Annotated in this window: 21 protein-coding genes; 11 read left to right on the top strand and 10 right to left on the bottom strand. The window is 40.1% G+C overall.

The features are described from left to right. Positions 1–474: 474 nt before the first annotated feature. Together H6G69_RS23155 and H6G69_RS23150 are read left to right on the top strand one after the other, a co-directional pair. Complete coding sequence (locus H6G69_RS23155; RefSeq protein WP_190691479.1) at positions 475–915, top strand: PIN domain-containing protein; 441 nt, start codon at positions 475–477, stop codon at positions 913–915. 204 nt (positions 916–1,119) lie between these two features. Beyond that, positions 1,120–1,464 (top strand): helix-turn-helix domain-containing protein, encoded by a 345-nt coding sequence (locus H6G69_RS23150; protein ID WP_190691478.1) that lies wholly within the window; start codon positions 1,120–1,122, stop codon positions 1,462–1,464. A gap of 98 nt (positions 1,465–1,562) precedes the next feature. On the opposite strand, the gene H6G69_RS23145 is transcribed toward H6G69_RS23150, so the two are convergent. Further along, the gene (locus tag H6G69_RS23145; protein ID WP_190691477.1) at positions 1,563–2,237 is read right to left on the bottom strand and encodes a polysaccharide deacetylase family protein; all 675 of its coding nucleotides are present in this window, start codon (positions 2,235–2,237) and stop codon (positions 1,563–1,565) included. Between the two features lie 67 nt (positions 2,238–2,304). Continuing rightward, positions 2,305–7,692 carry an ATP-binding sensor histidine kinase gene (locus H6G69_RS23140; RefSeq protein WP_313951843.1) on the bottom strand — a complete coding sequence of 1,796 codons (5,388 nt, stop codon included), beginning with the start codon at positions 7,690–7,692 and terminating at the stop codon, positions 2,305–2,307. 220 nt (positions 7,693–7,912) lie between these two features. Between H6G69_RS23140 and H6G69_RS23135 the strand changes: the two genes are divergently transcribed. From H6G69_RS23135 to nifV, 3 genes are all read left to right on the top strand, one after another. Beyond that, positions 7,913–8,782 carry an SGNH/GDSL hydrolase family protein gene (locus tag H6G69_RS23135; RefSeq protein ID WP_190691476.1) on the top strand — a complete coding sequence of 290 codons (870 nt, stop codon included), beginning with the start codon at positions 7,913–7,915 and terminating at the stop codon, positions 8,780–8,782. Between the two features lie 546 nt (positions 8,783–9,328). Further along, on the top strand, positions 9,329–9,832 hold the full coding sequence (locus H6G69_RS23130) for a phosphate-starvation-inducible PsiE family protein (RefSeq protein ID WP_190691475.1): 504 nt from the start codon (positions 9,329–9,331) through the stop codon (positions 9,830–9,832). A 486-nt stretch (positions 9,833–10,318) separates the two neighbouring features. Continuing rightward, complete coding sequence (gene nifV / locus H6G69_RS23125; protein ID WP_190691474.1) at positions 10,319–11,449, top strand: homocitrate synthase; 1,131 nt, start codon at positions 10,319–10,321, stop codon at positions 11,447–11,449. A 409-nt stretch (positions 11,450–11,858) separates the two neighbouring features. On the opposite strand, the gene H6G69_RS23120 is transcribed toward nifV, so the two are convergent. After that, complete coding sequence (locus H6G69_RS23120; RefSeq protein ID WP_190691473.1) at positions 11,859–13,850, bottom strand: AarF/ABC1/UbiB kinase family protein; 1,992 nt, start codon at positions 13,848–13,850, stop codon at positions 11,859–11,861. A 282-nt stretch (positions 13,851–14,132) separates the two neighbouring features. Between H6G69_RS23120 and H6G69_RS23115 the strand changes: the two genes are divergently transcribed. The 4 genes from H6G69_RS23115 (at position 14,133) to H6G69_RS23100 (ending at position 17,376) form a co-directional block, all read left to right on the top strand. Further along, a complete protein-coding gene (locus H6G69_RS23115) occupies positions 14,133–15,569 on the top strand; it encodes a phosphoglucomutase/phosphomannomutase family protein (protein WP_190691472.1) in 1,437 nt (478 codons plus the stop codon). Between the two features lie 75 nt (positions 15,570–15,644). After that, entirely contained in the window at positions 15,645–16,229 is a 585-nt protein-coding gene (gene rdgB / locus H6G69_RS23110; RefSeq protein ID WP_190691471.1) for an RdgB/HAM1 family non-canonical purine NTP pyrophosphatase, read from the top strand. Between the two features lie 53 nt (positions 16,230–16,282). After that, the gene (locus tag H6G69_RS23105; RefSeq protein ID WP_190691470.1) at positions 16,283–16,753 is read left to right on the top strand and encodes a CRR6 family NdhI maturation factor; all 471 of its coding nucleotides are present in this window, start codon (positions 16,283–16,285) and stop codon (positions 16,751–16,753) included. Between the two features lie 155 nt (positions 16,754–16,908). Beyond that, positions 16,909–17,376: a hypothetical protein gene (locus H6G69_RS23100; RefSeq protein WP_190691469.1), complete on the top strand. Its 468-nt coding sequence runs from the start codon at positions 16,909–16,911 to the stop codon at positions 17,374–17,376. A 137-nt stretch (positions 17,377–17,513) separates the two neighbouring features. On the opposite strand, the gene H6G69_RS23095 is transcribed toward H6G69_RS23100, so the two are convergent. The 4 genes from H6G69_RS23095 to H6G69_RS23080 form a co-directional block, all read right to left on the bottom strand. Further along, complete coding sequence (locus H6G69_RS23095; protein ID WP_190691468.1) at positions 17,514–17,987, bottom strand: tellurite resistance TerB family protein; 474 nt, start codon at positions 17,985–17,987, stop codon at positions 17,514–17,516. 242 nt (positions 17,988–18,229) lie between these two features. Further along, the gene (gene ilvB / locus H6G69_RS23090) at positions 18,230–20,128 is read right to left on the bottom strand and encodes a biosynthetic-type acetolactate synthase large subunit (RefSeq protein ID WP_190691467.1); all 1,899 of its coding nucleotides are present in this window, start codon (positions 20,126–20,128) and stop codon (positions 18,230–18,232) included. 239 nt (positions 20,129–20,367) lie between these two features. Continuing rightward, positions 20,368–21,630, bottom strand: coding sequence for an MFS transporter (locus H6G69_RS23085; RefSeq protein WP_190691466.1), 1,263 nt, complete (start codon positions 21,628–21,630; stop codon positions 20,368–20,370). 150 nt (positions 21,631–21,780) lie between these two features. After that, the gene (locus H6G69_RS23080; protein ID WP_190691465.1) at positions 21,781–22,341 is read right to left on the bottom strand and encodes a hypothetical protein; all 561 of its coding nucleotides are present in this window, start codon (positions 22,339–22,341) and stop codon (positions 21,781–21,783) included. Here H6G69_RS23080 and H6G69_RS23075 point away from each other — a divergent pair. Continuing rightward, on the top strand, positions 22,340–22,489 hold the full coding sequence (locus tag H6G69_RS23075; RefSeq protein ID WP_190691464.1) for a hypothetical protein: 150 nt from the start codon (positions 22,340–22,342) through the stop codon (positions 22,487–22,489). The genes H6G69_RS23080 and H6G69_RS23075 overlap by 2 nt on opposite strands. Before the next feature lie 47 nt (positions 22,490–22,536). Here H6G69_RS23075 and H6G69_RS23070 read toward each other — a convergent pair whose 3' ends face one another. Together H6G69_RS23070 and H6G69_RS23065 are read right to left on the bottom strand one after the other, a co-directional pair. Then, a complete protein-coding gene (locus H6G69_RS23070) occupies positions 22,537–23,052 on the bottom strand; it encodes a GNAT family N-acetyltransferase (RefSeq protein WP_199336243.1) in 516 nt (171 codons plus the stop codon). A 5-nt stretch (positions 23,053–23,057) separates the two neighbouring features. Beyond that, positions 23,058–23,696 carry a histidine phosphatase family protein gene (locus H6G69_RS23065; RefSeq protein ID WP_190691463.1) on the bottom strand — a complete coding sequence of 213 codons (639 nt, stop codon included), beginning with the start codon at positions 23,694–23,696 and terminating at the stop codon, positions 23,058–23,060. 284 nt (positions 23,697–23,980) lie between these two features. On the opposite strand from H6G69_RS23065, the gene H6G69_RS23060 reads away from it, so the two are divergent. Further along, positions 23,981–25,339: a hypothetical protein gene (locus tag H6G69_RS23060; protein ID WP_190691462.1), complete on the top strand. Its 1,359-nt coding sequence runs from the start codon at positions 23,981–23,983 to the stop codon at positions 25,337–25,339. A gap of 97 nt (positions 25,340–25,436) precedes the next feature. Here the strand turns inward: H6G69_RS23060 and H6G69_RS23055 are convergent, their stop codons facing one another. Next, positions 25,437–26,015: a Uma2 family endonuclease gene (locus tag H6G69_RS23055; RefSeq protein WP_190691461.1), complete on the bottom strand. Its 579-nt coding sequence runs from the start codon at positions 26,013–26,015 to the stop codon at positions 25,437–25,439. Positions 26,016–26,168: the final 153 nt, after the last annotated feature.

The raw sequence follows: 26,168 nt of genomic DNA, 5'->3' as shown, positions 1-26,168 counted from the left end.
CGATTAACCCCATAGATCAATCTAGAGGCTTGTACCATCAAGCCTCTATTGTTCAAAAAATAGGGTGTAGGGTATTAGGAGTGGCTGAGTGTGAAGACGGAGCTTGTGACAAAGGTGGTTGTTGGATCTATATTTTCCCCTACACCCCACACCCTACACCCCGCCCCAAAGCGAGGTTCCTACTATACCTGTATTATTCCCAGATTGACGCTGTATCAAGCCTAATGTTTTGCATCCCAAAGTGGCACATCAAATCTGAAATTACTTTGGGTTGGCTTGTATTTAATTATGTAAAGTAACTGCTGTAGCTAATGTGTACTTATATTGATATAAATTTGACTATTCAAGACAGCGATCGCAGGCCAACCACACAACACCTCGGCGCTCACAAAGCTTCATTTTTAACAAACTCAATTTAAAGCTTTATCCAAACCTTATTACCTGCATTCATCCAGTCCAAAACGGGAGTTAAAAGTGTTCAGGATTTTAGTTGATGCCGACTTAATTTTAGATGCGTTGATGAATCGCCACAAATTAACTAAAGATGTCAGGGAATTACTAGATACTGAGCATCCCTCAATACATATTTATTTAACTGATATTGGCTGGCAAAAAATCGCTGCGTATACCAGTCGCTTACAAAATACTCAAATTGCGGCAATGGTAATTGAGTGGTTACAAGAAAAAATCAAAATTTGTATTGTCGATCAACACATGCTACAAACAGCACGTTCTTTACCTTTGAGAGATTTTGAATCGGCTGTGGAGTTAGTTTGTGTCACCGATCAAGTTTTGGATGCGATCGTTACCCATAAACCAGAAGATTTTGCTCAAGCACCCAATCAGCTATGGGTTTGGTCAGTATCAGACTTGTGGTTGCGCGCAAAATTAGAAAGACAATTACATAAGGTGTAATTAGTCAATAGTCAGAGGCTAGAGGTTAGAGGCTAGTATATTTACGCAGCAATTTTACCAAAGAAAAACTCTCTTCTCTAACCTTTAGCCCCTATTTTTTCACCATGATGAGTGAAAACTAAGTTTTTTTAAGTAATTTCTAGGCGCAGGTTTTTTTTGGTGCTAGGATCTACGACTATAGATTAAGATAAATGTGCTGTAGCTGTGAAACATAAGCCAAAACCGAGGATCGCTTTGCTTCGAGAGAGAGCAGGGCTAACCCAGCTTGAACTATCGCGTCTTGTCGGCGTGACTGAAAGCACTATTCAAAACTGGGAAAGCGGCAGAACTGGAACAGACCATATTGAAAGAATTATTAGGTTTTGTAAGGCATTAGATTGCCAAGTAGAAGACCTAATAGAGTATGTGAATGAACCATCAGAGGCTCCTATTGTAGCTAAACCAAATTCGATAAATGAAATACATCAACTTTTGGGTACTGAGGAACCTCCCTCAGTTACTAGTCCTGAGGGTGAATTAGTTCAACAGCCCAAAGCTACAAGTAGCTAACATAGCGATACCGTAAATATACTGAATTACCTACAGTTCCTATTTCTGCTAAGGGACTGTGGGTTTATTTTCCTGCCGATAAATACAAGACGGCCTATTTAGGAAAGCTGATGCTGCCACAAACTTTCTACTGTGACAAACTGATAACCTTGTTGTAGCAATTGGGGAATCAAGATTTCTATTGTTGCAGCTGCGTCTTGACCCCCACATACACCATCATGCAAGACAATCAATGAACCATTTTGGACTTGCTGAAGAACTCGCTGCACAACAGTGTTAATTCCTGGTCTGACCCAATCTTCTGGAACTACACTCCACATCACCGGGCGATAATTCCATTGCTGGAATAATTGTAAAGTTTTTGGTGTAAATAACCCGTTGGGAGGGCGAACATCACGAACTTGTGTGGGCAGCAAGTTGCAACTGTTGTAAATAGCAGTTTGGGTTTTTTCTAAACTTTCTTTGAGTTGATCAGGAGAAAGTAAAGGAAAAGAACGATGATCGTAACCATGCAAACCAATCCAATGGTGACGAGTGCTTACGGCTTTAGCAACATCTGGCGCACGATTAACACAAGCACCCAACCAAAAAAAACTGGCTGTAATGTTATAGCGGTCTAAAACTTTTAAGACTTGGGGTGTGTATTGGGGATGGGGGCCGTCGTCAAAAGTCAGGGCGATTGTTTTAGAATAGCGATCGCCATGCCAAAGACACTGAGAAAAACTCGGCTGAAGAATGCGGTAAATCAAGGGAAACAGAGGGGCAAACTGCATTACTCAATCTTGTCGTAGCTTTTTTTAGTCTAGCTCTTGTAGAACTTATCTGGTATCCGGTAAAAGATTACTCCAATGGCAAACGAATCACAAATTCTGTACCTTGATGAGGCGCAGAAATACACTCAAGAGTGCCACCATGTTGTTCAGTAATAATTTGATGACTGATAGATAATCCTAAACCTGTACCTTTACCTTCAACTTTAGTTGTAAAAAAAGCATTGAAAATTAACTGTTTTACATCTTCTGAGATGCCAATGCCGTTATCGGCAATGCTAATTACTGCATATTCATTTTCTACTGCTGTTTTGATAGTAATTATATTTGGTTTCTGCTCTAACTCTTTATATATTTTGCCTACATTAGATTCTTCTAAGGCATCAATAGCATTTGCCAAAAAATTCATAAACACTTGATTTAGTTGTCCAAAATAACAGGAAACCTGTGGTAAGTCGCCATAGTTTTTGATGACGCGAATAGCCGGACGTTGAGAGGTGGGTTTTAGACGATGTTGCAGAATCATTAATGTTGTATCTATACTTTTATGAATATCACTAAAACTTTTTTGTCCTCCATCATTGCGAGAATAGTTACGGAGAGATTGCATGATATCTTTAATCCGGTCTATACCTAATTGCATAGAGTCAATCATTTTTGGTAAATCTTCAATTAAATAATCTAGTTCAATTTTAATTTCATGTTTTTGAATGATGGAATTAGGATGAGAATATTCTTGCTGATAAAGATATAAATGATTAATTAAATCTGTAATGTAATGTTTAGCATAAGATATATTCCCGCTAATAAAGCTCACAGGATTGTTGACTTCGTGTGCTACACCTGCTACTAATTGCCCCAAGGAAGATATTTTCTCTGTTTGTACAAGCTGGGCTTGAGTTTTTTGGAGTTTTTGCAGAGATTGTTGTAACTGAAGCGATTTTTCTTGTTCGCGGGCGTAAAGGCTAGCGTTTTCAATTGCAATAGCCGCTTGTGTAGTCAAAAGCTTGAGAATTTCTTGGCGAGTAATTGTAAATGCTTGGGTAGTCAAATTATTTTCTAGATATAATATCCCAATTAATTTACATTGATAGATAATGGGGGTACATAAAACTGACTTAGGTTGATATTGAATGATATAAGGATCTGTAATAGCGATCGCTTCTTGATGAGCATCATCTAAAATGAGATTTTTTTGCGTTCTCGCCACATAATTAATCAATGAAACTGGAATATACTTATGACTTTTTTCTACAGGAGATTGAAGCCTTGTAAAGGAATTATCAACGGCTTTAGCAGTAGCTTTGAGCCATAATTCCCCATCTTGTTCTAAAATTAAATATCCTTTTTCGGCTGCAGTATTCTCTAAGACAATATTTAATAACTTCTTCAATAAGTTATCTAAAATAATTTCGCTAGATATAGCCTCTGTGGCTTTCATAACTGTTGCCCAGTCTAAAGAGTAAATGCTATTAGTATTATTAACAGTTACAGCCAGACTAGGAGATGCGTTGACAGCTTTTAACCAACTATCACCGATTTCTGGAGTATTTCTCTCTATTATCTGAGTTTGAGTAATCAGTTCAGGGTAAAGTTTTTCTAAATGTGCAACTTTCGATATTGCCCCCCATTTAATGTAACCATAATAAGCTTCTGTCATGTAAGTTTTTGCAATTTTAGTTTTGCCTAATTCTAAATAAAACAATGCAGCGCGCTCATTAGCTAAGGCTGCTTCTTGGATATATCCATTTTCATGAGCATTAGCAATAGCACAATCATATAAATTCATCGCTACTAAAATTTGTCCGTGAATTCGTGCTATTTCGGCTGTGACTAATTCATATTTATGTTGAAAATTACATGGTGCGTAATCTGTCCAATGCTTTATCTTTGCTTGATTAACTTCTACTTTTTCTAAGATATGAATTTGTTGCTCGGCTGTAGCGTGAATATAATTAGCTAACAGTGCCATTGAATAGTAAAAATAATAGGCAGATGCTAGTACTAAGCCTAAAGTTGCTTTTTGATAAGGAGTGGCTTTTGCAAAATAATTAACGGCTTGCTCGTATTCAGCAAAATTATAAAGAAGAATTGCCTTAGCTGTGTAAGATGCAAAAATTCCTTGATAGTAGGAAGTTTCTTCAAACCAGGTGATAATATCTATCTCGTTACAAATTTCTCCATTTAAATAACATGGTGTAGATGTACCACTCTGAAGATTTTCTACTAGTTGTGCCCAAATACTCACATAACTAAAATAAGGTTTTTGCTTTAATTTCTTGAGTAAATCCAGATATTGAATTTGCCGATGGTAAACTAATTCTAAATTCTCCCCAGATAGAAATAGTTGTGTACAATAAGCAACTACTGTCAATCCAGCATGGGTAATATTCCCAACTTCTAAACCACTATGAATGCCTTTAATTAATGGGCTAAATGTGGCTTTGATATGTTCTTTTCCTGGTAAAGCATAGGTACTTACTACCATGTAAACTTTAACTTCTAATTCTTTATTAGGGTATTGTTCTAATAAATGAAAAGCAATTTGGCCTGAACGATAAGAAGCGGCGGGATTACCAATAATAGATTGTAAGAATGCACTATAAGCACCATAAACATAAGCCGCTAATGGCGAGTGTCCGTGTTCTAAGCACAGGTTCACCATTGTTAAAACTACTTGCGGATAAATATCTGGTGCAGATTGATAAGAGGGTACAGTAATTTTACTCAGAATGCGGATAGTTGCCAATTGACAAGGGTTGGTCATTTCTGGAAATGTTGTTAAATCAGACAGCAATGGTAATTGCGGTAGACTATTAACATTACCTTGATATTTTACTAGATTAATTCCTAATAATTCTATGGCTTTGAGTCCAATTTCTACAGATAAAAATTGCTGACCTTTGGCAACATTCATGTCTATGATTAATTCATAAACTTTGATTTTATCTAGTAAGTTTGCAGCTTTTTGAATTACAGTATTTGATAATGCCTGGGCTGTCTCAAAATTAGTAGTTAGATATTCTGCTTCTGCACCTTCAACATAAATATCTAAGGTTAATTGATATTGCAATTGCCAACTATTTTCTGCTAAGAGTTGGCGTGCTATTCGCAAATAGTTGACAGCAGGTTCATGGGCTACGGCTGCTTTTGCTTTATGTCCAGCGATTAAATTATATCGAGCTAATTCATCTTTTTGCTCTGGTGTACAAAATAAATCGATCGCATAATTAAATTGATTCACAATATCGAAAATGTGAGACTCAATTTCGGACGCGGTTTTGTTTTGTAAGAGTAACCGCCCAATTTTGAAATGAGTGGCTTGCTTTTGGGATTCAGGAATGAGAGAATAAGCTGCTTGTTGAACGCGATCGTGCAGAAAACGATAAGTTATTTGAGCATCATCAAACCCAATAATTTCTAATTCTGCATCACCAAACAATAGGGGTATGCTGTATTCATGGCTCAAAGGTAAGATGAGTCCAGCTTGCAAAGCAGGTTCTAAGGCTGTGGCGACAACGAGCGATCGCTGTTCGCTGACTGTTGCTAAAATATTTAAACTAAAACGCGCACCAATACAAGCGGCTAACTTTAAAGTAGTTTGAGTGATGTCTGGTAACTTAGCAATATTGCCTGCTACTAACTCTACTACGTTCTTATCTACAATACCTGTTGCTTGAATTTGCGATAAATCCCATTGCCAGCTACCTTGGTTAAAATCAAACTTAAGTAGTTTGTCTTGATATAAAGTTTTGAGTAATTGAGTCAGAAAAAAAGGATTGCCTTGAGTTTTATTAAATAATAACTCTGCTAGAGATAAGGTTTTTTCGGCATCATTGAGAGTATCTGCCACAATTTGCTGTACATGATTAATGCCTAATGGAGACAGCACAATATTGTGAATTTGAGTACCTGCTTGGGCAATTTCTTCTAATATTTTTAATAATGGATGAGTGTTGCTAACTTCGTTATCTCGATATGCACCAATTAACAGCAAGTATTGAGTATCTGAATTGGTCATCAATACTTGAATAAAATCTAAAGAAGCCGAATCTGCCCATTGCAAATCATCTAGAAATATAACTAATGGATGATCGGATTGAGTAAAAACTTGAATAAATGCTTGGAATACTTGATGAAAACGGTTTTGGGCTTCTTTTGAACCTAATTGGGGAATTGATGGTTGCTTACCGATAATTCCTTCAACTTCAGGAATGACATCAATAATTACTTGCCCATGATTATTTAAAGCCGACAGTAACTTTTGTTTCCAGATTTCGACTTGCGTGTTGGTTTCTGTGAGTAATTGTTGTATCAAACTTTGAAATGCTTGAATTAAAGAAGCATAGGGAATATTGCGCTGAAATTGGTCGAATTTGCCCCGAATAAAATAACCGCGCCGATGCACAATTGGTTTATGAACTTCGTTGACTAGCGAAGATTTACCCACACCAGAGTAACCAGACACGAGTACTAATTCCATTGGTGATTGTGATATTGCTATTCGTGCAAAGGCTGATAATAATATTTGCACTTCTTGTTCCCGCCCATAGAGTTTTTGCGGGATGAGAAAATTGGCAGTGCGATCGCGCTCACCGGGAATAAATTTTGCTACACTACCAGAAGTTTCGATTTGCTCTAAACATAATTCTAAATCTGCTAACAACCCAGCCGCAGTTTGATAGCGGTCTTCTGCATTCTTAGCCATCAGTTTCGCAATTATCGCTGCTAAAACTTCTGGTACTTCTGAGTTTAAATCTTGAATTGCCGTTGGTTGTTTCGCAATATGACAGTGAACTAATTCCAATAAATCATTGCCTTGAAATGGCAATTTTCCTGTGAGTATTTCGTAAAATGTCACCCCTAAGGAGTAAAAATCACTGCGGTAATCAACACAACGATTCATTCGCCCTGTTTGTTCTGGCGACATATACGCCAGAGTTCCTTCCATGTGGTTGGAATTGATGATTTGAGGTGTTTCTTGATTCAACAGTGAAGCGATACAAAAGTCAGTAATTTTCACCTGTTGAGATTGGGGGTTGATAATGATATTGGCTGGTTTAATATCTTTGTGAACGATGTGCTGTTGATGTATATACTCAATGGTTTTAGCCAGGGAAACTGCGATGTTGAGGAAGCACAGCACAGAAGGTTGTTGTGTTGCTAGCCATTGTTTGAGGCTAATACCACCAAAGTCTTCGCTAACTAGCACCAGACGATTTTCATAACTTTCTAGACCATAAACTTTGACTACACCTTCATGGTCAAGATTGCCTCTAATTTTATATTCCTGTTTGAGGCGAAAGATATCTTCTAGGCTCGGATAGTCTGCTTTAAGTATTTTCAGAATTACTGGTTGCTGGCTAGTTTGGGAAATTACCCTGTAAACAATGGTGTCTACACCTTCATGCAGAATTTCCTGAAGGTCATATCCTGATATCCTCAACACTGCCGACACTATTTTTTCCTCTGGAATAAAATTATGCTAATACTTATAGATTTCCCTAGCTACAGGAATAAATCACTACATCATTTAAATGAATATGAATTGCATAATTAATTCACTCAGCCCTTAAAAAATCATAAATTTCACTGATAAACCTATCGCAGTATCTTTGTGTTATACCTGTATAAAAAATATCGACAATTTCCTGATTACTGTAAGGTACTGCACAGATATGACTCAGCCATTCAGCAATTTATACATCTTTGGTGACAGCTATTCAGATATCGGTAATGCTTTTAATGCTACTGGTGGAATTTTAGCCGCACCTCCTAACTATTATGGCAGATTTTCTAATGGCTATCTCTGGGTTGACTATTTAGCAGATAACTTAGAAATCAGCCTACAACCAAGCACAGAAAATACTTCACATAATCAAGGTCTTAATTTTTCTGTTGGAGGTGCAACTACAGGCCTAGATAATTTATTTCCTGCTGTGATACCTAATTTACCAGAATTATCAGGATTGCAGCAACAAATACATTCATTTAGCAGTTTATTACAACAAAATCAGCAATCTATCAATCCAAATGCACTGTGTATTATCTGGGCTGGTGCTGCTGATTATGCACCGTTTGTCAACGGTATTCCTAAGTATAGTGATCCTGTCACGACGATCGCTAATATTTCTACAGCAATTCAAGGTTTAATAGAACTGGGTGCGAAAAATATTTTGTTAGTGAATCTCATCGATATTGGCAAAACACCTCTAGCCTCAGAAGTAAATCAGATTACCAATGCTGATTTAGTCAGTCAAGTTATCCAGCAGCATAACCAAGCTTTGAAAGAAATAGCCTATATTTTTGATGACAAAATCAATCTGGTCTTATTTGATGTCAAGTCTATTGTAGCTGAGGCGATCGCTAATCCGCAGAAGTTTGGTTTTACGAATACAAATCAAGCTTGTTCCCTAGTAGAATCTGGTCATCCCGATGAATATGTATTTTGGGATCAAGTACATCTGACAACTAAAGTAAATCACATCATCGCCGAGGAAGCTTTTTCACTTTTACGCTATGAGATTTCTCTATCTTTGCTCGGTTAATTAAAATAAAATTGTGATTTTAGATGCCAGTTTTATTGATGAAACTGGTATCTTTTGATTTTTACCTAAAACTTGATTAGTTTGTTATTTTGATAACAAAATTACGTACTTTTAGCTATCTTTTTTAATGTAACAATTTTATTTGTTAAGAAAGAGAAGAGGGCACAGATTTATTTACATCTTAGTTTATGTTTTTTAGGTGTAAATTCTGATTTGGCTCAGAGGTTGTTTTAAAAGTCTAATTTAATACTTTTATTGGCGATTAGAAATCGCGCGCCATTGAGGGAGTCGGGGAACCCGCCCAACGCAATGGCTTGGCTACACAGACAAAACCATTGATTTTTCCTTAGTCCGCGCAGGTGGTCACTGAGCTTGTCGAAGTGCGGAATTTGTTTGTGTAGTAGCGAATTATATTCGCCCAAAACTTTTAAAACATCCTCTCAATTAGATGTTATGAAATCTGGATTTCATAATTACTCCAATTAACTTTTTATTTTTTTAAATTGCCTATTATATAGATAAGTAAACCAAGTCTTGGGATAGATTATGCCAAAGCGGGTAATTAGAGAAGTCAATAGTTGGTTTGAGCGAGAGACAATTGTCAACAACCTAGAAAGATTTCAAGACTTTATTATTGTTTCTTTGTGTCTTGGGTTATTCTGTGTGATGTTAATTAGGTTAGGAGATATGTTTCTCTCCTTTATACACCCGTTAGATTTACGCGAAGTCACATCAGATATTCTATTTATTTTGATTCTTGTCGAGTTGTTTCGGTTACTAATTGATTACTTACAAACTCAGCAGATATCAGTAGGAGCAGCCGTCGAAATTACGATAGTTTCAGCATTACGTGAAGTAATTTTGCGGGGTGTGTTAGAAATACAGCAGAAGCAGCTTTTTGGAATTTCTGCATTTTTATTCGTTTTAGCAGTGATTTTTGTGGCTTTACCTTTGATGTCTCGAATGTTTGGAAATGCTACTACAACTCATCATGAAATATTACCAGAATCACCAGAAATGTTATCTAATAAAACAGTAACTTCAGAGTAGTGATTCATTATCAATAAATGTAGCGGACTGACACAGTTAATTTGTGGCAATTTACTTAGATAAACTAACCGCAGATGTGTCAGCATTTATCTTCTGGTAACAGCAGACACTGAGAAAATATCTTTGATTGCAATATCTTATTTTTGTCAGTCCAGTAAAGTACTTTAATGAGGCAACATATTCTATACTAATTCTAGGTTGAGTTTAGGATAATAACTTAGTCGTCAAAGATACTTGCATCAATATGGTAATGAATTTTAGTTGATGTATCTTGAGGGAGTAAATATTTTCAAATTTGCCTGATTCTCAATTTATCAGGAGAGAAATATAGTTTTGAAATACCCATTGTTGAGTGGGAATTAACTGGTAAAAATCAATTCTAAAAGTATAAGTATAAATGACAAACTCCCATCTTTTGTGGAGTATTTTTTGTCAGATTTTGCTTATGCTTCTTCCAGCCCAGATTTTTTTGGAGAAAATTGAAAAATGGATCGGGTTGTCATCAATGACACTACATTAAGAGATGGTGAACAAGCAGCTGGCGTTGCTTTTAACTTGCACGAGAAAATTGCGATCGCTAAATTTTTGGATGCCATTGGCGTGCCAGAATTAGAAATTGGCGTTGCGGCGATGGGTGAGACGGAACAGCAAGCGATCTCTACAATAGTTGATCTCGGTTTGCAAGCTAATCTTTTAGGTTGGAATCGCGCCGTGATTTCTGATATTCAAGCTTCTATTGCTTGCGGCTTAAAAAGAGTGCATATATCCATCCCTGTCTCGACAATTCAAATCGCCGCTAAATTTCAAGGACAATGGCAAGTAGTTTTACAAAAGCTCAAAGATAGCCTCAGCTTTGCCCTTGATCAAGGCTTGTTTGTCTCCGTCGGTGGCGAAGATTCTTCTAGAGCCGACGAACAATTTCTGTTAGATGTAGTCTTAGCGGCTGAAGAATGGGGCGCATCGCGGTTTCGCTTTTGTGACACCGTAGGTATTCTTGATCCGTTCACAACCTATGACAAGGTAAAAAAATTAGTCAATTCCTTGTCTATCCCCCTAGAAATGCATACTCATAACGATTTTGGATTAGCTACTGCAAACGCCCTAGCCGGAATTAAAGCAGGTGCATTATCCGTGAATACCACCGTCAATGGCTTGGGTGAACGCGCGGGTAATGCAGCTTTAGAAGAAATAGTTATGGCAATAAAACATCTATATAAGATTGATTTAAGTATTGATACTCGCCGTTTGTTAGAAATATCTCAACTTGTCGCCACCGCCTCAGGTTATCACGTACCACCGTGGAAAGCGATCGTCGGCGAAAATACCTTTGCCCACGAATCTGGAATTCACGCTCATGGTGTTTTACAAAACCCCAAGACTTACGAGCCATTTTCCCCCGAAGAAATTGGGCAAGAACGGCGCTTAGTTGTTGGTAAGCATTCTGGACGACATCTATTATCTAACGTGCTGCAACAACACGGTATTCTGCTAAATCCCGAAGATACCCAATCTGTCTTGAATGCCGTGCGGCAAGAGTCAATGCAGAAAAAACGCAGTCTCACGACACAAGAACTTTTATATCTAGCAAAAATACAGCAGCATTCCCACGCCAGTTAATACCGTTTCACTTTAAGTAGGTGGGTATGAATATTTATCGTTAGGGCAAGGCACGCGGCAGGAGGGAAGAAGGTTTGAGGCAACTTTACTTTTAGTTACATACTTCGTTTTTTTTACGCCTTTCTACTTATCCCTCTTTTGTTACTTTCGGCAGAGAATAATCTGAAAATCCTAGTTTTACGTTTATTCTCAACAAGGGTATTTAAATGATAAAGTGAGATGGCGATCGCTTAATTCCTTAATTTGTTTAGCATTCATAAGTGGGTTAGTATTTTTTTCTCCCCGTAATAACAAAAGAGGGATAATTCAGTTAAACATTTCTGAGCAAAACGGGGTGTGGGGTGTAGGTTAGAGGTTGTTTTCCCACACCCCATAGGGTACAAGCCCCTGCTTTTAAGTATGGGTTTCCCTACACCCTTTTCATTTCTCTTTGCGCCCTAATTTCCTCGATATCTTCTGCGGCTAACAACTCTCGAATTAACCGTGCTAAGGATTTCTGCACCAACCGCACCCCAATTTGTTGACCCAAGTGCTGCACGCTAGGATTGACTAATAATTGGGCTAACTGAGGAGCTAACTGCAAGGGATCAAAACCACGGGTTTCTTGCAGAATTTTTAAAATGCGTTTGATATGCTCTAAGGTTTGTTGCTGTTCCACAGTTGCAGCTGGCGTTTCGTTAATTGCTGTTAAACCTACTCTTTCGCGCAACAAGTAAGTGAAGTTATGCAGCACATTTTTACTTAAAGCGTTGACTCCGTTGACGAATTCATCTACCAATTTGTCACGAATAAATGCGCCCCGTTCAGAAGATAGGAAATCTATGCCCTGATTTAGCACTAAGTTAAAATCATAATCTTCATTATTGCGCGCATTCCGCAACAAGTTTTCTAGGCGATTCCAGCGGAATTTACCTTCTTTAAACAGCAAGTCTCGGAGTGATGTTCTTAACTGTGGTGCGGGGTCAGTTAATAGGCGTTTAGAAACGTAAGGATAAGCTTCACTGAGAACTTTGAAGTTGGGGTCTATATAAATAGCAATTCCTTCTAGGGTTACTAGAGAGCGAATGATTAAAGCGTAGTAGGGAGGAACGCGAAAAGGATACTCATACATCAAAGCCGATAGTTCATCGGTGATGCTTTTAATGTTGAGTTCGGCTACGCTTGCGCCTTGAGCATCCGCAAATACTCTGGCAAATGCGGGGATAATTGGTGTGAGGTCTGTGTCTGGTGATAAAAAGTCTAGTTTGACGTAATCTTGAGCTAAACCTTCAAAATCACGGTTGACTACGTGAACGATCGCCTCAATTAAACCATATCTTTGGGGTGGTTTAATCTCGCTCATCATCCCAAAGTCTAGGTAAGCCAATTTACCATCGGTTGTGGCTAACAAGTTACCAGGATGAGGGTCAGCATGGAAAAAGCCATGTTCTAATAACTGGCGCAGAGAACACTGCACACCCACTTCTATTAAATAACGCGCATCTATGCCTTGGGCTTTGATTTCTGCGGTTTGGGTTAACTTAGTGCCGTTAATCCACTCCATCGTCAATACGCGACGGTTGGTATACTCCCAATAAATCTTCGGTACGTAGACATCTTTGATATGTCCGTACAATTGGAAAAATCGCTCGGCATTTTCGCCTTCATGAATGTAATCCATTTCTTCAAAAATGCGATCGCCCAATTCATCCAAAATCCCGACTAAATCACTCCGCACACGCTTGACGTTTTTTTGTACCCAACCAGCCAGGCGGCGCAAAATATATAAGTCAATCGTAATTCGCTCGCGCAAATCAGGACGCTGCACTTTTACCGCTACTTCTTCACCTGTTTTCAGCTTTCCTTTATAAACTTGTCCCAAAGAAGCCGCCGCAATAGGCTGCGGTGAGAGTTCTGTATAAATCTCTTCTGGCGGTGCGCCTAATTCTTCTTCTATAAACTGGTACGCAATTTCGTTAGGAAAAGGCGGTAATTGGTCTTGTAATTTAGTTAATTCTTCTAAAAAAACAGGCGGTACTAAATCTGGCCTGGTGGACAAAGCTTGCCCAATTTTGATATAAGCAGGCCCCAAGCGTGTCAACAGTTCCCGCAGTTGCGCCGCACGACGACGGTCATTTTTGACAACTTTTCCCCGTTTGCTATCCCACCACAACCCAAATACAAAGGCTAAAGTTGGTTGCAACACTGTAGTTATGCGCTGTATAACTTGCAACGGTCTATGTTTGTAATGGGCTGCAACATCTACAGGATTATATTTAATTGCTTCATACTCAGCGTTTTTGATAATTACATTGGGCGAGCGCACAACCAAAGCCTGTGTACCATTGTCTGATACCACTTCAGTTATTTTTGTTTCGCCCTCAGTCGATTGGGAAGTCGGGGGAAGTGTCTTAACCATCATGAAGAAAGCCACCAGTCGAATGGAATATGTTAAGCATTGTAACAATATGTTTAGCTGGCAACCTCCCTAATTTTAGGGAGCTTAATTAGCATTGTCCGAAAAATCTGGTTGTGGGTTCTACTCCACAAAATATTTATTTACACCGATCCTTGAGAAATGCGAAATTTCACATCTCTACTGTTTCCTGTTCCCGGTTCCCCAAAACCTTTTCACTAGACTCTTTTTTTACTTTCTCAACTGTACAAATGCTAGAATCCTCAGATGGACAGTTAGGATACCCCAATGCCAGTTGTAGCTAGCTCAATCAAATTTGGTACAGATGGCTGGCGGGGCGTTATTGGTGACGAGTTCACCTTTGAACGCCTAGCCCTAGTAGCACCAGTGGCCGCTAAAGTATTATACAATACATATTACTCAACAGTGGGTAGCCGAACGATTGTAGTCGGTTACGATCGCCGATTCATGGCGGAAGACTTTGCCCGCGCTGTAGCCGATACTGTCACCGCAGTAGGCTTTGATGTGTTACTCAGTGAAAGTTATGCCCCAACTCCGGCCTTTAGCTGGGCGGCTAAACAACTCAACGCTTTAGGTGCGTTAGTCATCACCGCCAGTCATAATCCTGGTGCATATTTAGGATTAAAAGTCAAGGGTTATTTTGGTGGTTCAGTATCACCAGAAGTAACTAAAGATATCGAAGCACTTTTGCCCACAGGTGTACCAATAGCAGAAACTCCTGGTAAATTAGCGCATTTTGACCCTTGGCCTAGTTACACCTCAGGACTAGAAGGGAAAGTCAACATTGGCAAAATTCGAGAAGCGATCGCCTCTGGTAAGCTAACTGTATTTGCAGATGTCATGCACGGTGCAGCAGCTAGCGGACTAGGAAGACTCTTAGGAGATCAGGTCAACGAAATCAACAGCAACCGTGACCCTTTATTTGGTGGTGGTGCGCCAGAACCATTGCCCAAATACCTTGGGGAACTATTTGCAGTCATCAAAAATCATCGCCAAACTCATCAATCAGGTGTAACTGTTGGTTTAGTATTTGATGGAGATAGCGATCGCATCGCGGCGGTAGACCAAGAAGCCAATTTCTTAAGTTCGCAAATATTAATCCCGATATTAATTGACCACCTCACTTTAAGACGCGGTTTTACAGGGGAAATTATCAAAACAGTCAGTGGCTCTGACTTGATTCCCCGTGTGGCAAAATTACATAACCTGTCACTGTTTGAAACACCTGTGGGCTACAAATACATCGCCGACAGAATGTTAGTCTCACAAGTATTACTCGGTGGAGAAGAATCTGGCGGGATTGGCTATGGTAGCCATATTCCTGAACGGGATGCTTTACTATCGGCCTTATATGTGCTAGAGGCAATTGTCGAATCTGGGCAAGACTTGAGTGAATATTATCGCCACTTGCAACAGCAAACAGGCTTTAACTCAGCCTACGATCGCATTGATTTACCCTTAGCTAGTATGGAAGTGCGATCGCGTCTTTTGCAACAACTACAAACCCAACCCTTAACCGAAATTGCCGGATTAGCAGTAATTGATTGTCAAACAATCGACGGTTATAAATTCCGCCTCGCTGACAACAGCTGGTTAATGATTCGCTTTAGCGGTACTGAACCTGTTTTGCGCCTTTACTGCGAAGCACCCACCCTCGAACAAGTACATCAAACCCTTGATTGGGCCAGAAACTGGGCAGAGTGATCTGAGTTAACAGTTATCAGTTGTCAGTGATCACCTTTAATTGTTAACTGTTAACTGATAACTGTTAACTGACATATGACTAAACTACTCGTAGTCGCCACCAGTAATCCGGGTAAATTGCGAGAGATGCAAGCTTACCTCACAAATTCAGGGTGGGAATTAACTCTCAAACCCGAAGAATTAGAAGTTGAAGAAACAGGTGATACCTTTGCGGCTAACGCCTGTTTAAAAGCATCCGAAGTTGCCAAAGCTACAGGGCAATGGGCGATCGCTGATGATTCTGGGTTGCAGGTAGATGCGTTAAATGGCTCACCTGGAGTATATTCGGCGCGTTATGGCAAAACAGATGCAGATAGAATTGCGAGACTTTTAAAAGAATTAGGTAACGAAACTAACCGACAAGCACAATTTGTCTGTGCAGTGGCGATCGCAAATTCTCATGGTGAGATAGTATTGCAAACTGAAGGAATTTGTCGTGGTGAAATTCTTTATGCAGCGCGTGGGGAAGGTGGTTTTGGCTACGATCCTATATTTTACGTACCAGAACAGCAATTAACCTTTGCCGAAATGTCACCAGCCGTGAAAAAGTCAATCAGCCATCGCGGTAATGCTTTTGCAGAGTTATTACCACAATTGAATACAATACTGAGTGCTGAGTAAAGTTCATAGTTCCTATTTTTTATCAGCCTAGCAACTATCATTGACAAAATACTATGACTATAGCGATCGCGCTCAACGCTGACTCAATTAACAAATTAGATTTATCACCTGCTGTAACGGTAATTGAAAAACTGCTGCAAGAGGGAGCCGTGACCCACGAACAGCAGTTAACCTTTGATATCAGTTACCCTTTAGAACCTGGCGATCCCCGGGAACTTTCGGAAGTTCCCGAGTTGCGGTTGTGGTTTATTCGCTTAGATGCCAAATATCCTTGGTTGCTTTTTTTACTAGATTGGAAAGCTGGAGAATTAGCACGTTATACCGCCATGCTGGTTCCACACCAATTTAGTTCTAAAGAGGGCATTCAATTTAATCCCGAAGCATTAGAAATCTTTTTGATGCATAAAATATTTGTTTTGACTGATTGGTTAAAACAGCAAGATATTCCCAGTACATCGCGGCTAAAATCGATGGCACAAATGCTCGGTTATGAGTTAGATGAGGGGCTATTTGAGATGTTTTAAACTGATTTAGGGCTTACGCCAGACCTCTTCCTGGGTGAAATCTATGTCTTGTGTAGTTTGTTTTTCTTACCCGTGCGTAAGTCCTACCATGAAGAAAATGTACTATCCTACATTTTGGTCTAAAACTAAATTCCAGAATGATGAGGAGAAATTGAATGCGATTATTTATTGGTGCAATGGTTGTGAGTTTTAGCTTTGGACTTTCATCGTCTTTCGTTCAAGCACAACAGCCTGCTAATAACCAAGTTGCTGCGATGGTAGAAGCACTGCGGCTGGCTGCACCTCAAACAGGTAAAAAAGATGATGGACTTTATAGCGAATGGCAAGTGCAGCCTGGGACTGTCAAAGCTTGGTCAAAATTTTGTCTAAAAAAAGAACTCTCCCCAACCCAGTTTGAAAATAACCCCGCAACTGCACGCCAAATTATTTCTTGTATTACCAGCCGTGAGTTAAACAAGCAGCTACAAGCCACAAAAAATAATGAAATTGCTGCTGTCACTGGCGTAGCCTGTTGGTGGATGACGGGCAACTATACAGGCTGCAATAATGGCTTTACTGGTACTTATGTCAGAAAAGTCGTGAATTTTTATCAGGAACAGCGTTCCCAAACATCAAAGAATTAATCAACTCGCTGTAGACAAAAAGTAGAAAACACCCTGAAACTTTTGGATGATGGGAATAAATTCTGCTAATAAGTGGGTTAGCAAAATTGCCTAACCCACTTTGATTAACACTAGAAATTCAGCACCAAAAAGAATGGTTATTCGTCGTCATCTTCATCATCTTCGTCATCTTCATCTGCTCCAAATACTTCATCAATGAGTTCTTGGGCGCGCTCATTAGAAATATTTAAGGCTTCTTGTAACTCAGAGATATAGTCTTGTTCGCTATCAAATACTTCTTCGTCAATTCCTACTACTAAAATAGCAGTGATATATGCAGCTTCCCGATAACCTTTATTTGGTAAGGAATTAATTGCTTGGACAATTAAATCTTCTGGTTCTTCTTCTTCAATGAGAGTGGCTACTTTTTCACCTAATGCTTCAAAGTCTTCGTCTGTGTAATCTTCAAATTGAGCAACACTTTCGAGCATTTCACTCAAAGCATATTCTTCGCTGGAAGTAATACCTTCACCATCAGCAGCAGCTGAGAACAATCCTATCAGCGCGATCGCAACTTCTGGTTCTAAAGCAACTGAATTGGCACTACGGCCTCTGGGCAAACGCTTAGGCATAGAAATCCTGTAAAAGTTTGTTAGTGGCTAAAAAGCAATTTCTTATCCTGAAAATCGCTTCGTTTTTAGCATTCCCAGAAAAATCCGAAATAACACAGGCATTATCTTTTTTTTTGTAAACTTTTTTTCCATATAAAAACGCAGGAGAGTTTATCTCCTGCGTTTTTATACAGCTATTTTTACCTAAAGCCTTGTGGTAGAAACTTTCTACTCAGAACTCAGAACTCAGCACTCAGCACTCTTCAGAGCTTAGTACCACACTCAGAGCAGAAGTTATGGTTAGGAGCATTCATACTACCGCAGTGGCTACAACAAACAGGTTCTACTGCGCTGGTTGGTGGTTGCTTGGGTAAACCGACCATCTGGGCGTTGCTCTTACCAGGGGCTACCATCGGATAGCAGTTTTCGTCTCTGGTGACATGGACGTTTAAGATTACCGGGCCTTTATGTGCTAGCATTTCGGCGATCGCATCTTTGAGTTGCGCCTGTTCTTTAACAACAATGCCCTTAATGCCATAGGCTTTAGCCAACAACTCAATGTCTGGCATCCCTACTTCCATGTTTGAGCAAGAGTAACGTTCGCCGTGGAAAGCTTGTTGCCACTGGCGTACCATTCCCTGCCAACCATTGTTGACAATTAAAGTCTTGACATTTATTCCATATTGTGCTGCTGTGCCTAATTCTTGCAAACACATTTGGAAACTGGCATCACCACTAATACAGATAACTTCTTCATCTGGGAAGGCCACTTTTGCACCGATAGCCGCAGGTAAGCCAAAACCCATTGTGCCTAAGCCAGCACTGGAAATCCAACGGCGTGGGCCATTCTTGAGAAATTGTGCTGCCCACATTTGATGCTGACCGACATCGGTAGTGTAGAAAGCGTTGGGTGCTTGGCGACCAACTTCGACAATGGCTTCTTGGGGTGAGATGCTATCGGGGTGTTGGGGTACGACTAGGGGATATTCTTCTCGCCAACGGTTAATTAAGTTGAGCCATTCTTGATTTTGGGTGGGTGTGGCTTTGATGCCTAATTGTTTGCAGCGGCGCAACAAGTCAAGCAAGACGTTACGAACATCACCCACAATGGGTACTTCAGGAATCCGGTTTTTACCAACTTCTGCTGGGTCAATATCGATATGGATAACTTTCGCGCGGGAGGCAAATTCATCTAATTTACCAGTTACGCGATCGTCAAATCTCGCACCGACACAAATTAGTAAATCGCAATCACTCACGGCAAAGTTAGCGTAAGCTGTGCCGTGCATTCCCAACATCCCCAAAGATAAGGGATGATTTTCGTCAAATGCCCCAATCCCCATCAATGTAGTGGTGACAGGAATATTAAATAACTCAGCTAGGTCTTTAATTTGATCATGGGCATTAGACGCGATCGCCCCACCGCCAACATACAATAGTGGTCTGCGGCTTTCTTTGATTAACTTAATCGCGGCATTGACTTGGCGAGGATTGCCTTTAACAGTTGGGCGATATCCTGGTAATTTGACTGTGCCTGGTTCTATCGGTTCATAATCAAATTCTTCAAAAGCTACATCTTTGGGGACATCAATTAATACTGGCCCTGGTCTGCCGGTGCTAGCGATGTGGAAAGCTTCAGCGACAATGCGCGCCATATCTTTCGGGTCACGCACTACATAAGAGTGCTTGACGATGGGTAAAGTTATGCCGTAAATATCGGTTTCTTGAAACGCATCTGTACCGATCATTTTTCGGGGTACTTGTCCTGTGACAATTACCATCGGTATCGAATCCATGTAGGCAGTAGCGATACCTGTGACTAAATTTGTTGCGCCTGGGCCAGAAGTACCAAAGCACACTCCTACCTTCCCAGTGGCGCGGGCATAACCGTCTGCGGCGTGGGCTGCGCCTTGTTCGTGCCTCACCAAAATGTGCTTTAGCGCACCAGTGGATTCGACTTTGTATAGGTCATCGTAAATGGGCAGAATTGCTCCGCCGGGATAACCAAAAATATACTCAACGCCGTGGCGGAGAAGGCTGTCTAATAAAGCGAAACCACCAGTGGCGCGCTGGGGCGATAGGATTGGCGATTGAGAAACAGCCGACTGATTTTGATTCTCGGTTTTTGCAGGACTAATCGGGGAAGGCAAGCTCAAGGTCACGGTCGAACCTCAGATAATAGCTAAGTTAACGCTTCAATTCTGTATTTAAGATTTCATTTTAGTGTAAAAGTTCAATTAAGTGCTGATCTATTTTGAAAGATCAATCAGGCGATAGAGGTGATAAACCCACAAATCTGTTTGCGATCGCTATGTTCAGCCTAAAATATAGTCTTTATATAGTATGTTAGTGAATTTGACTATCTTCAATCATAGACAATCAATCAGTCATGAAAAACTGATTAAATAACATCTTGTAAAACTTTGCGAGTATTTTGCCAAGCCCACACACCAACAGATGCAACTACAATGCTCATTGTCACTAATACCACACGCAAGCCAAAAGCATCAGTTAACGGGCCTGTAATTGCCAAAGGTGCTGATAAAGCAATATTGACGGCATGGTTTTGAAAACCAAATACTTTACCGTGCATGGTTAGCGGTGTTTGCTGCTGAATTAAAGTTTGCATAGGTACGCCAATCAACGAAGCACCGATACCTAATAAGGCACAAAGTCCCAGGGCGAGCAAAAGATTATGGGTAAAGGTGAATACGCCCAAAACTAATGCCATTGCCAAAAATCCGATTAAAGGTAAGGGCTTATGGTGTAGTTTATCTCCCCAGTGTCCTAAAATTGCTGCGCCTAAGAGCATTCCTACCCCAGCGGCGGCTAAGAAAAAGCCAAACTGTTTCTCTTTTAAACCAAATTCTTCTGCTAATCGAATTGTTAACACTGTCAACGCGGCAAACACACAATATAAAGTTGTCAGTTGCAGCATGGCATTTAAGACTAAACGGTTTTTCTTGAGGTAGCGGATACTTTCGGTAAATTCTGCCCAAGGGTTGACAGAGGTGCGACTTTCTCTGTGGGGTTTGTGTTCTTTAAATTTAATCGGCTGCATGATGAGACCCGAGAGAACATAAAGTCCGCCAACAATAATTTCTTGACCGTATTCTTCCCCAATTAAATCTTTTGCCCAACTTAGGATGGGTTCACCGATGGCAAAACCCACAATTAAAGCACCCATCATTGTGCTACTAAACAGTGCGTTCGCGGCCATTAAATTTTCTCGTCGCACCAATAGTGGGATGGCGGCTTGTTCTGCGGGGGCAAAAAACTGAGTCACTGTAGAGATGGCAAAGGTGAGAATTAACAAAATGAAAAATTCCCTTGGTAAAAAGGGCAAACATAATGTTAATAGCCCCCGCACAATATCGGAGCCTACCATAATTAGCTTTTTCGGCAAGCGATCAACAAATATACCCCCCGCAGAACCAAATAAAATTGCAGGTACTGTAAATGCCACCATCAAGGTCGAATACATCGAGTTTTCTGCTATGCCAACGGGCGGTGGGTAAACTTCCAACAAGGCAATCATCAACACGAAAAATATTTTATCTGCCAATTGGGAAATGAGTTGCCCAATCCACAGGAGCATAAAACCACGGTTTTTTAGCAGTGCGCTAAACCCATTGTTGACAGTAGCAGGTTCAGTGGGAAACATCAGTTAATTGGTGATAATTACTAGGGTAGATGGGATGGGAAGAGGGGTAATGGAGCAGGGGAGCAGGGGGGAGCAGGGGAAGATAAAACTACTAATTTCTGCCTCCTGGCTTCTATTTCTCACTCCTATATACTGAAGCTGTTTTCCGGACTATTGTGATTCATAGCGGTTGACCAAAAAATGCAAAAACTCGGCAGCAGTTAGGCGCATTTGTTGGGGTGAAACCTGAGAAGAGGAGTCTACCCACCAACCTTGAATAGTTTGGGGCGCTCGCCACATGGATAGATGGTCAACAGCTGGTTCTGCGTAAAAATTATTATGCCCACTACCCAGTAACAAAGAACTCCAATGTGTAAAATAATCATGGCTCAAGCGATGAATAGGAAAATCCCCCCATAATGGCACTCCCCATCCATCTATAGCAATAAAAGCTACAACTTGCCCTCCTAAGATGTGCCAATTCCAGGCAGCGACTACTGCACCGACTACTCCAGCACTAAAGCTGATAATTATGATTGGCTCTAATTTGGGGGTGATGCGATCGCATAACCAACGCAAAATATGAGGTGCAGATAAAGTCAAAATCCCTTGTTCTGGAAACACAATGATCCTGGGATTGGTTGTGCTGTTGCTCTGTATTCCTAACCAACCTGATATAAAGCTTGTAGTTAATTCTGGATCGTGCATTCCAGGACAAATAACAATATTCATGGCTTTACATACTTGTTATGCTGAGTTAATAGCTGGTAAAAGTCAACAGCTAACAGGGAATAGCGGGAAAAGATTATTTTCCAACATTAATGTTAGTTTACAAGCAGAATTTTTTGGGAGAGTGGCGATCGCGCATATTACCAACTAAAGTTACAGCTATCTGTCAAATGACCAATTAAATAGCAGGATACTTAGTTACAAGCTTGTACTTTCATCATGCCAATCTACTCGATTCAAGCGATAAACGCAGCAGTCATCACTACCAAATCTTCGGAACTCAACAAATCGAAAACCCAAACGTTCGTAGAAGCGGTGAACGCGAGTATTGCTAGCCAGAGGATCGACCAAAACAGCTTGTACAAGGGGATTGGCAAAACATCTAGCAAGGGCAAGCTGCATCATTTTTGTTCCGTAGCCTTTACCTAAATCAGCCTCTTCTCCAATCCAGATATCAATCGCACGCAGATTGGCGGGAACATCACCCCAGTAGTGGCTATCCTCCTGTAGCGGGTCGATGATCTCCATAAATCCGATGGGACGACCATTGAGTTCAGCAATTAATTGCTCCCGCCATTGATGAATGCGCTCAAGTTCTAACTCCCACCCCCAATCATCATGAGGATCTGCGGCAATTACGTGAGGTTGCTCATCCCACTTTCGGAGCAAATTCAAGTCATTTATTGTTGCTGGGCGAAGAATTAAATAGTCCAAAATCTTTAAGTGCCAGATAAATTGCGTAAATGAGCATCTAAATGTGTCTGGTCGGCTAATGCCTTTAACAATGGCCCGTGTGCAGTAAATTCTACAATGCTCACAGAAGCAACAGGACAGCCCAAGCGATAGCGAAAACGTCCTACATCAATCCCCAGCAAACTACACAACATAATTCTAATTGTGGCTTTGTGAGACACCACTAAAATATTGCCATTGGTGTAAAGATGTTTAATTTCTTCAATTACTCCCATTGCTCGAGAAGCAATTGTAATCGCCATTTCTCCGCCTGTGGGTGCATACCAAGCTGGGTCTGCTGACCAGCGAATATAATCATCGTGATATTCTTGGTTAACGGTTTGTGGAGTTTTGCCTTCCCATAGGCCGTAGTTGATTTCTTTTAAACCATCGCGCAGCTGTGGTTCCATAGATATAGCTGTACATAGAGGTTTAGCTGTGGCTATGGTGCGGTGCATTGGACTAGAAAAAATTGCCTGCCAAGCTAGAGACTTGTAAGCATTGGCAAAAGCTTCAGCCATATCCAAGCCTTCTGGAGTCAGTTCTGTGTTTATGGAACCACAAAAAGCATTATTGCGGCTGCACTCAGTTTGTCCGTGACGAAGGAAATAAATAGATAAGCTCACGGTAAATTCTCGCTAGTGTTTTGAAGAGTATTAAAGAATGCTGAGTTTATCCCTTGTTTAAGGGCATACTAGCATAGTTAAAGAATTTACCAATTCACCGAAACAGTGCTGAGTGCTGAGTAACGAGTGCTGAGTAAAAAAAAGTAATAATCGCGCTTAACACAAAAGGTCTGAAGCCCCAGCATAAAGGTATGGAAGTCTGACTTAAGAAATCTAGCTATTGCTAGATGTGAGAATTGAAGAAAACGCTATATTCTACAACTGTTGAGCAGAGAGATTCGCTTGTGGATGCAATAGTAGAAAGAGCGCGTACACTTAAACAAGCTTTAGTTAATTTTGTCTTAGATGCAGAAGGTGAACTAGCAAAAGCACTAGAGATATATGCAGCTGAACAGTTGCGGCGTGGTCATAGTGACAAGACGCAACAAGACTTAATTATTGATAGATTTATTACAGAAGGAAAAATTGGCGATCGCTCACCAATAGATTTATTTATTGCTAGTCATCCAGATTTATCAGCAAGCGATCGCCATTTACTCAATAGCTGGCATCGTAGTTTTATTGGGTTATTTAAAATTTCGCAAATTCTACCTAATGGCTTAGAGCTAATCAACTGGCTGACAGCTAAAAATTATATTGTCCTGACAGCCAAAAATTACATTGTTAAGCCTACTACTAACGAAAAGCAACAAGGTATCTCTCGTTTTCAACCAGGAGATATTCTCCTCACACGCATTTCTCCCCTTACCGAAAGCGAGTGGATATTTTCTGGCCCATCTACCTTTTTGGGTAAACTTGGTAAACCAAAACTCGCCGTCGCTATCGGCAATTTTAAAGATAATTATAAAAGCAATCTTTATAGCGATGCTCCAGATTTGTTAGAAGAAGCATGGAAATCAGTAGAGCATTATCATCAGCAGTTTGTTGATTTTTTTGGAGGTGATGAAGTCACATTGCCAGGCTATAAACTAAATAAAAAAATCACCGAATTTCAAGAAATAATTAGCAAGATATATCTCAAGTCTGCTGGACTTGATACTTCTCAATCTTTAGATGAGATAGTAGCTAAAGCCGGAATTAACGAAGAGCAATTAACTGCTGCTGCTAAAGAACTTGGTGTTGATGCTCAGGCAGTTTCGCAAATCATCAATGGCAAAAATAGCACTCAAAAAATGGCTGCTCCTAAAGTTGATTTACCAACCGATTTACGCAAAGCTGAACAAGTCACAGCAATTTCTCATCCACGTTGGGGCATGAGTTTTCTACCAACATATACTAAAGTCACTACTATTTTATTAGCGGATGATTGGCGAAGTATTGAAGGCGCAGAAAAACTAATCCGCTATTATTTAACTGATAAAAGTATTAGTGCTTATATTTGGCAGCGATTAGCACAAAAATATCCCACTCAGCTAGAACAAGTCCTGCGAGATTTCTTACAACGTCCTGAGTTTAACTTGAATAATGATTTAGATAATATCTTGCAAGAATTTGGTAAATCTATTGAGCCAGAATTACCAGAAATTGCGAGCGTTCCTATACATTTGCATAATTTATTTGAAGAAGCACTGGCAGAAGTGAGTAAATCTAAACCTAAGGCTAAAGGACAAAAACAACCAGTCAAAGGTTTTCAAAGAGGTTAGGTTAATATCAATAGGGCTTACGCACAAAGATTGTCTGTGGAGATTGGGTTAATCGGTTTTGGATACACCCCTACACCCTTGACTTGATTTTTTGGTTTCATACGTAAGTCCTGATCAATTGCATTTCAAATCCAGGTAAGACATCTTCTCCAAAAAGAATTGTGGGTATTTGTCTTGTTTCGACAGGTTTTCCTAGTCGGTAAATTTCTACTGCGGCATCTTGGTAATTAATCAACCATCCTAAACGCAAACCATTTTCCATATATTCCTGCATTTTCTCTTGCAAAGATTTGAGCCTATCTGTTTGGGAACGCAGTTCAATGGCAAAATCTGGTACAAGTGGCGGAAATTTTTGACGCTGTTCTGGTGTTAAAGCTTGCCATCTTTCTAATTTTACCCAAGCTGCATCAGGAGAACGTTTTGCACCATTTGGTAAGATAAAGATAGTTGAAGAACTAAAAACTTTGCCTAATTTAGCTTGCCGATTCCAGATTTCTAAATCAGTTATTAGTTCAGCTTCTTGATTACCGCTTTCTCCTCCTACGGGTGGCACAATAATTAATTCTCCTGCTGCACTCATTTCTAGGTTTAAATCACGATTAGCAATACACAATTGATAGAATTGCTCATCACTTAAATGAGCTATGGGTTCTAGATTGAGAACTACAGTATTCATTTAACTTGTTCTTGTCCTGTTTTTGCTAAGATTAGTTACTTTTAGTTAAAGTTTAGCACTGAGAAATAAAGGCGATCGCACTTCTTAGGAACCATTCATCTGTCACTAGACACTAAGTAGAGACGCGAAATTTCCCGTCTCTACTTGTTTATT

It is taken from the genome of Nostoc sp. FACHB-110 (assembly GCF_014697425.1).
GTDB lineage: Bacteria > Cyanobacteriota > Cyanobacteriia > Cyanobacteriales > Nostocaceae > Nostoc_B.
This window is presented reverse-complemented; position numbering and strand designations above follow the sequence as displayed.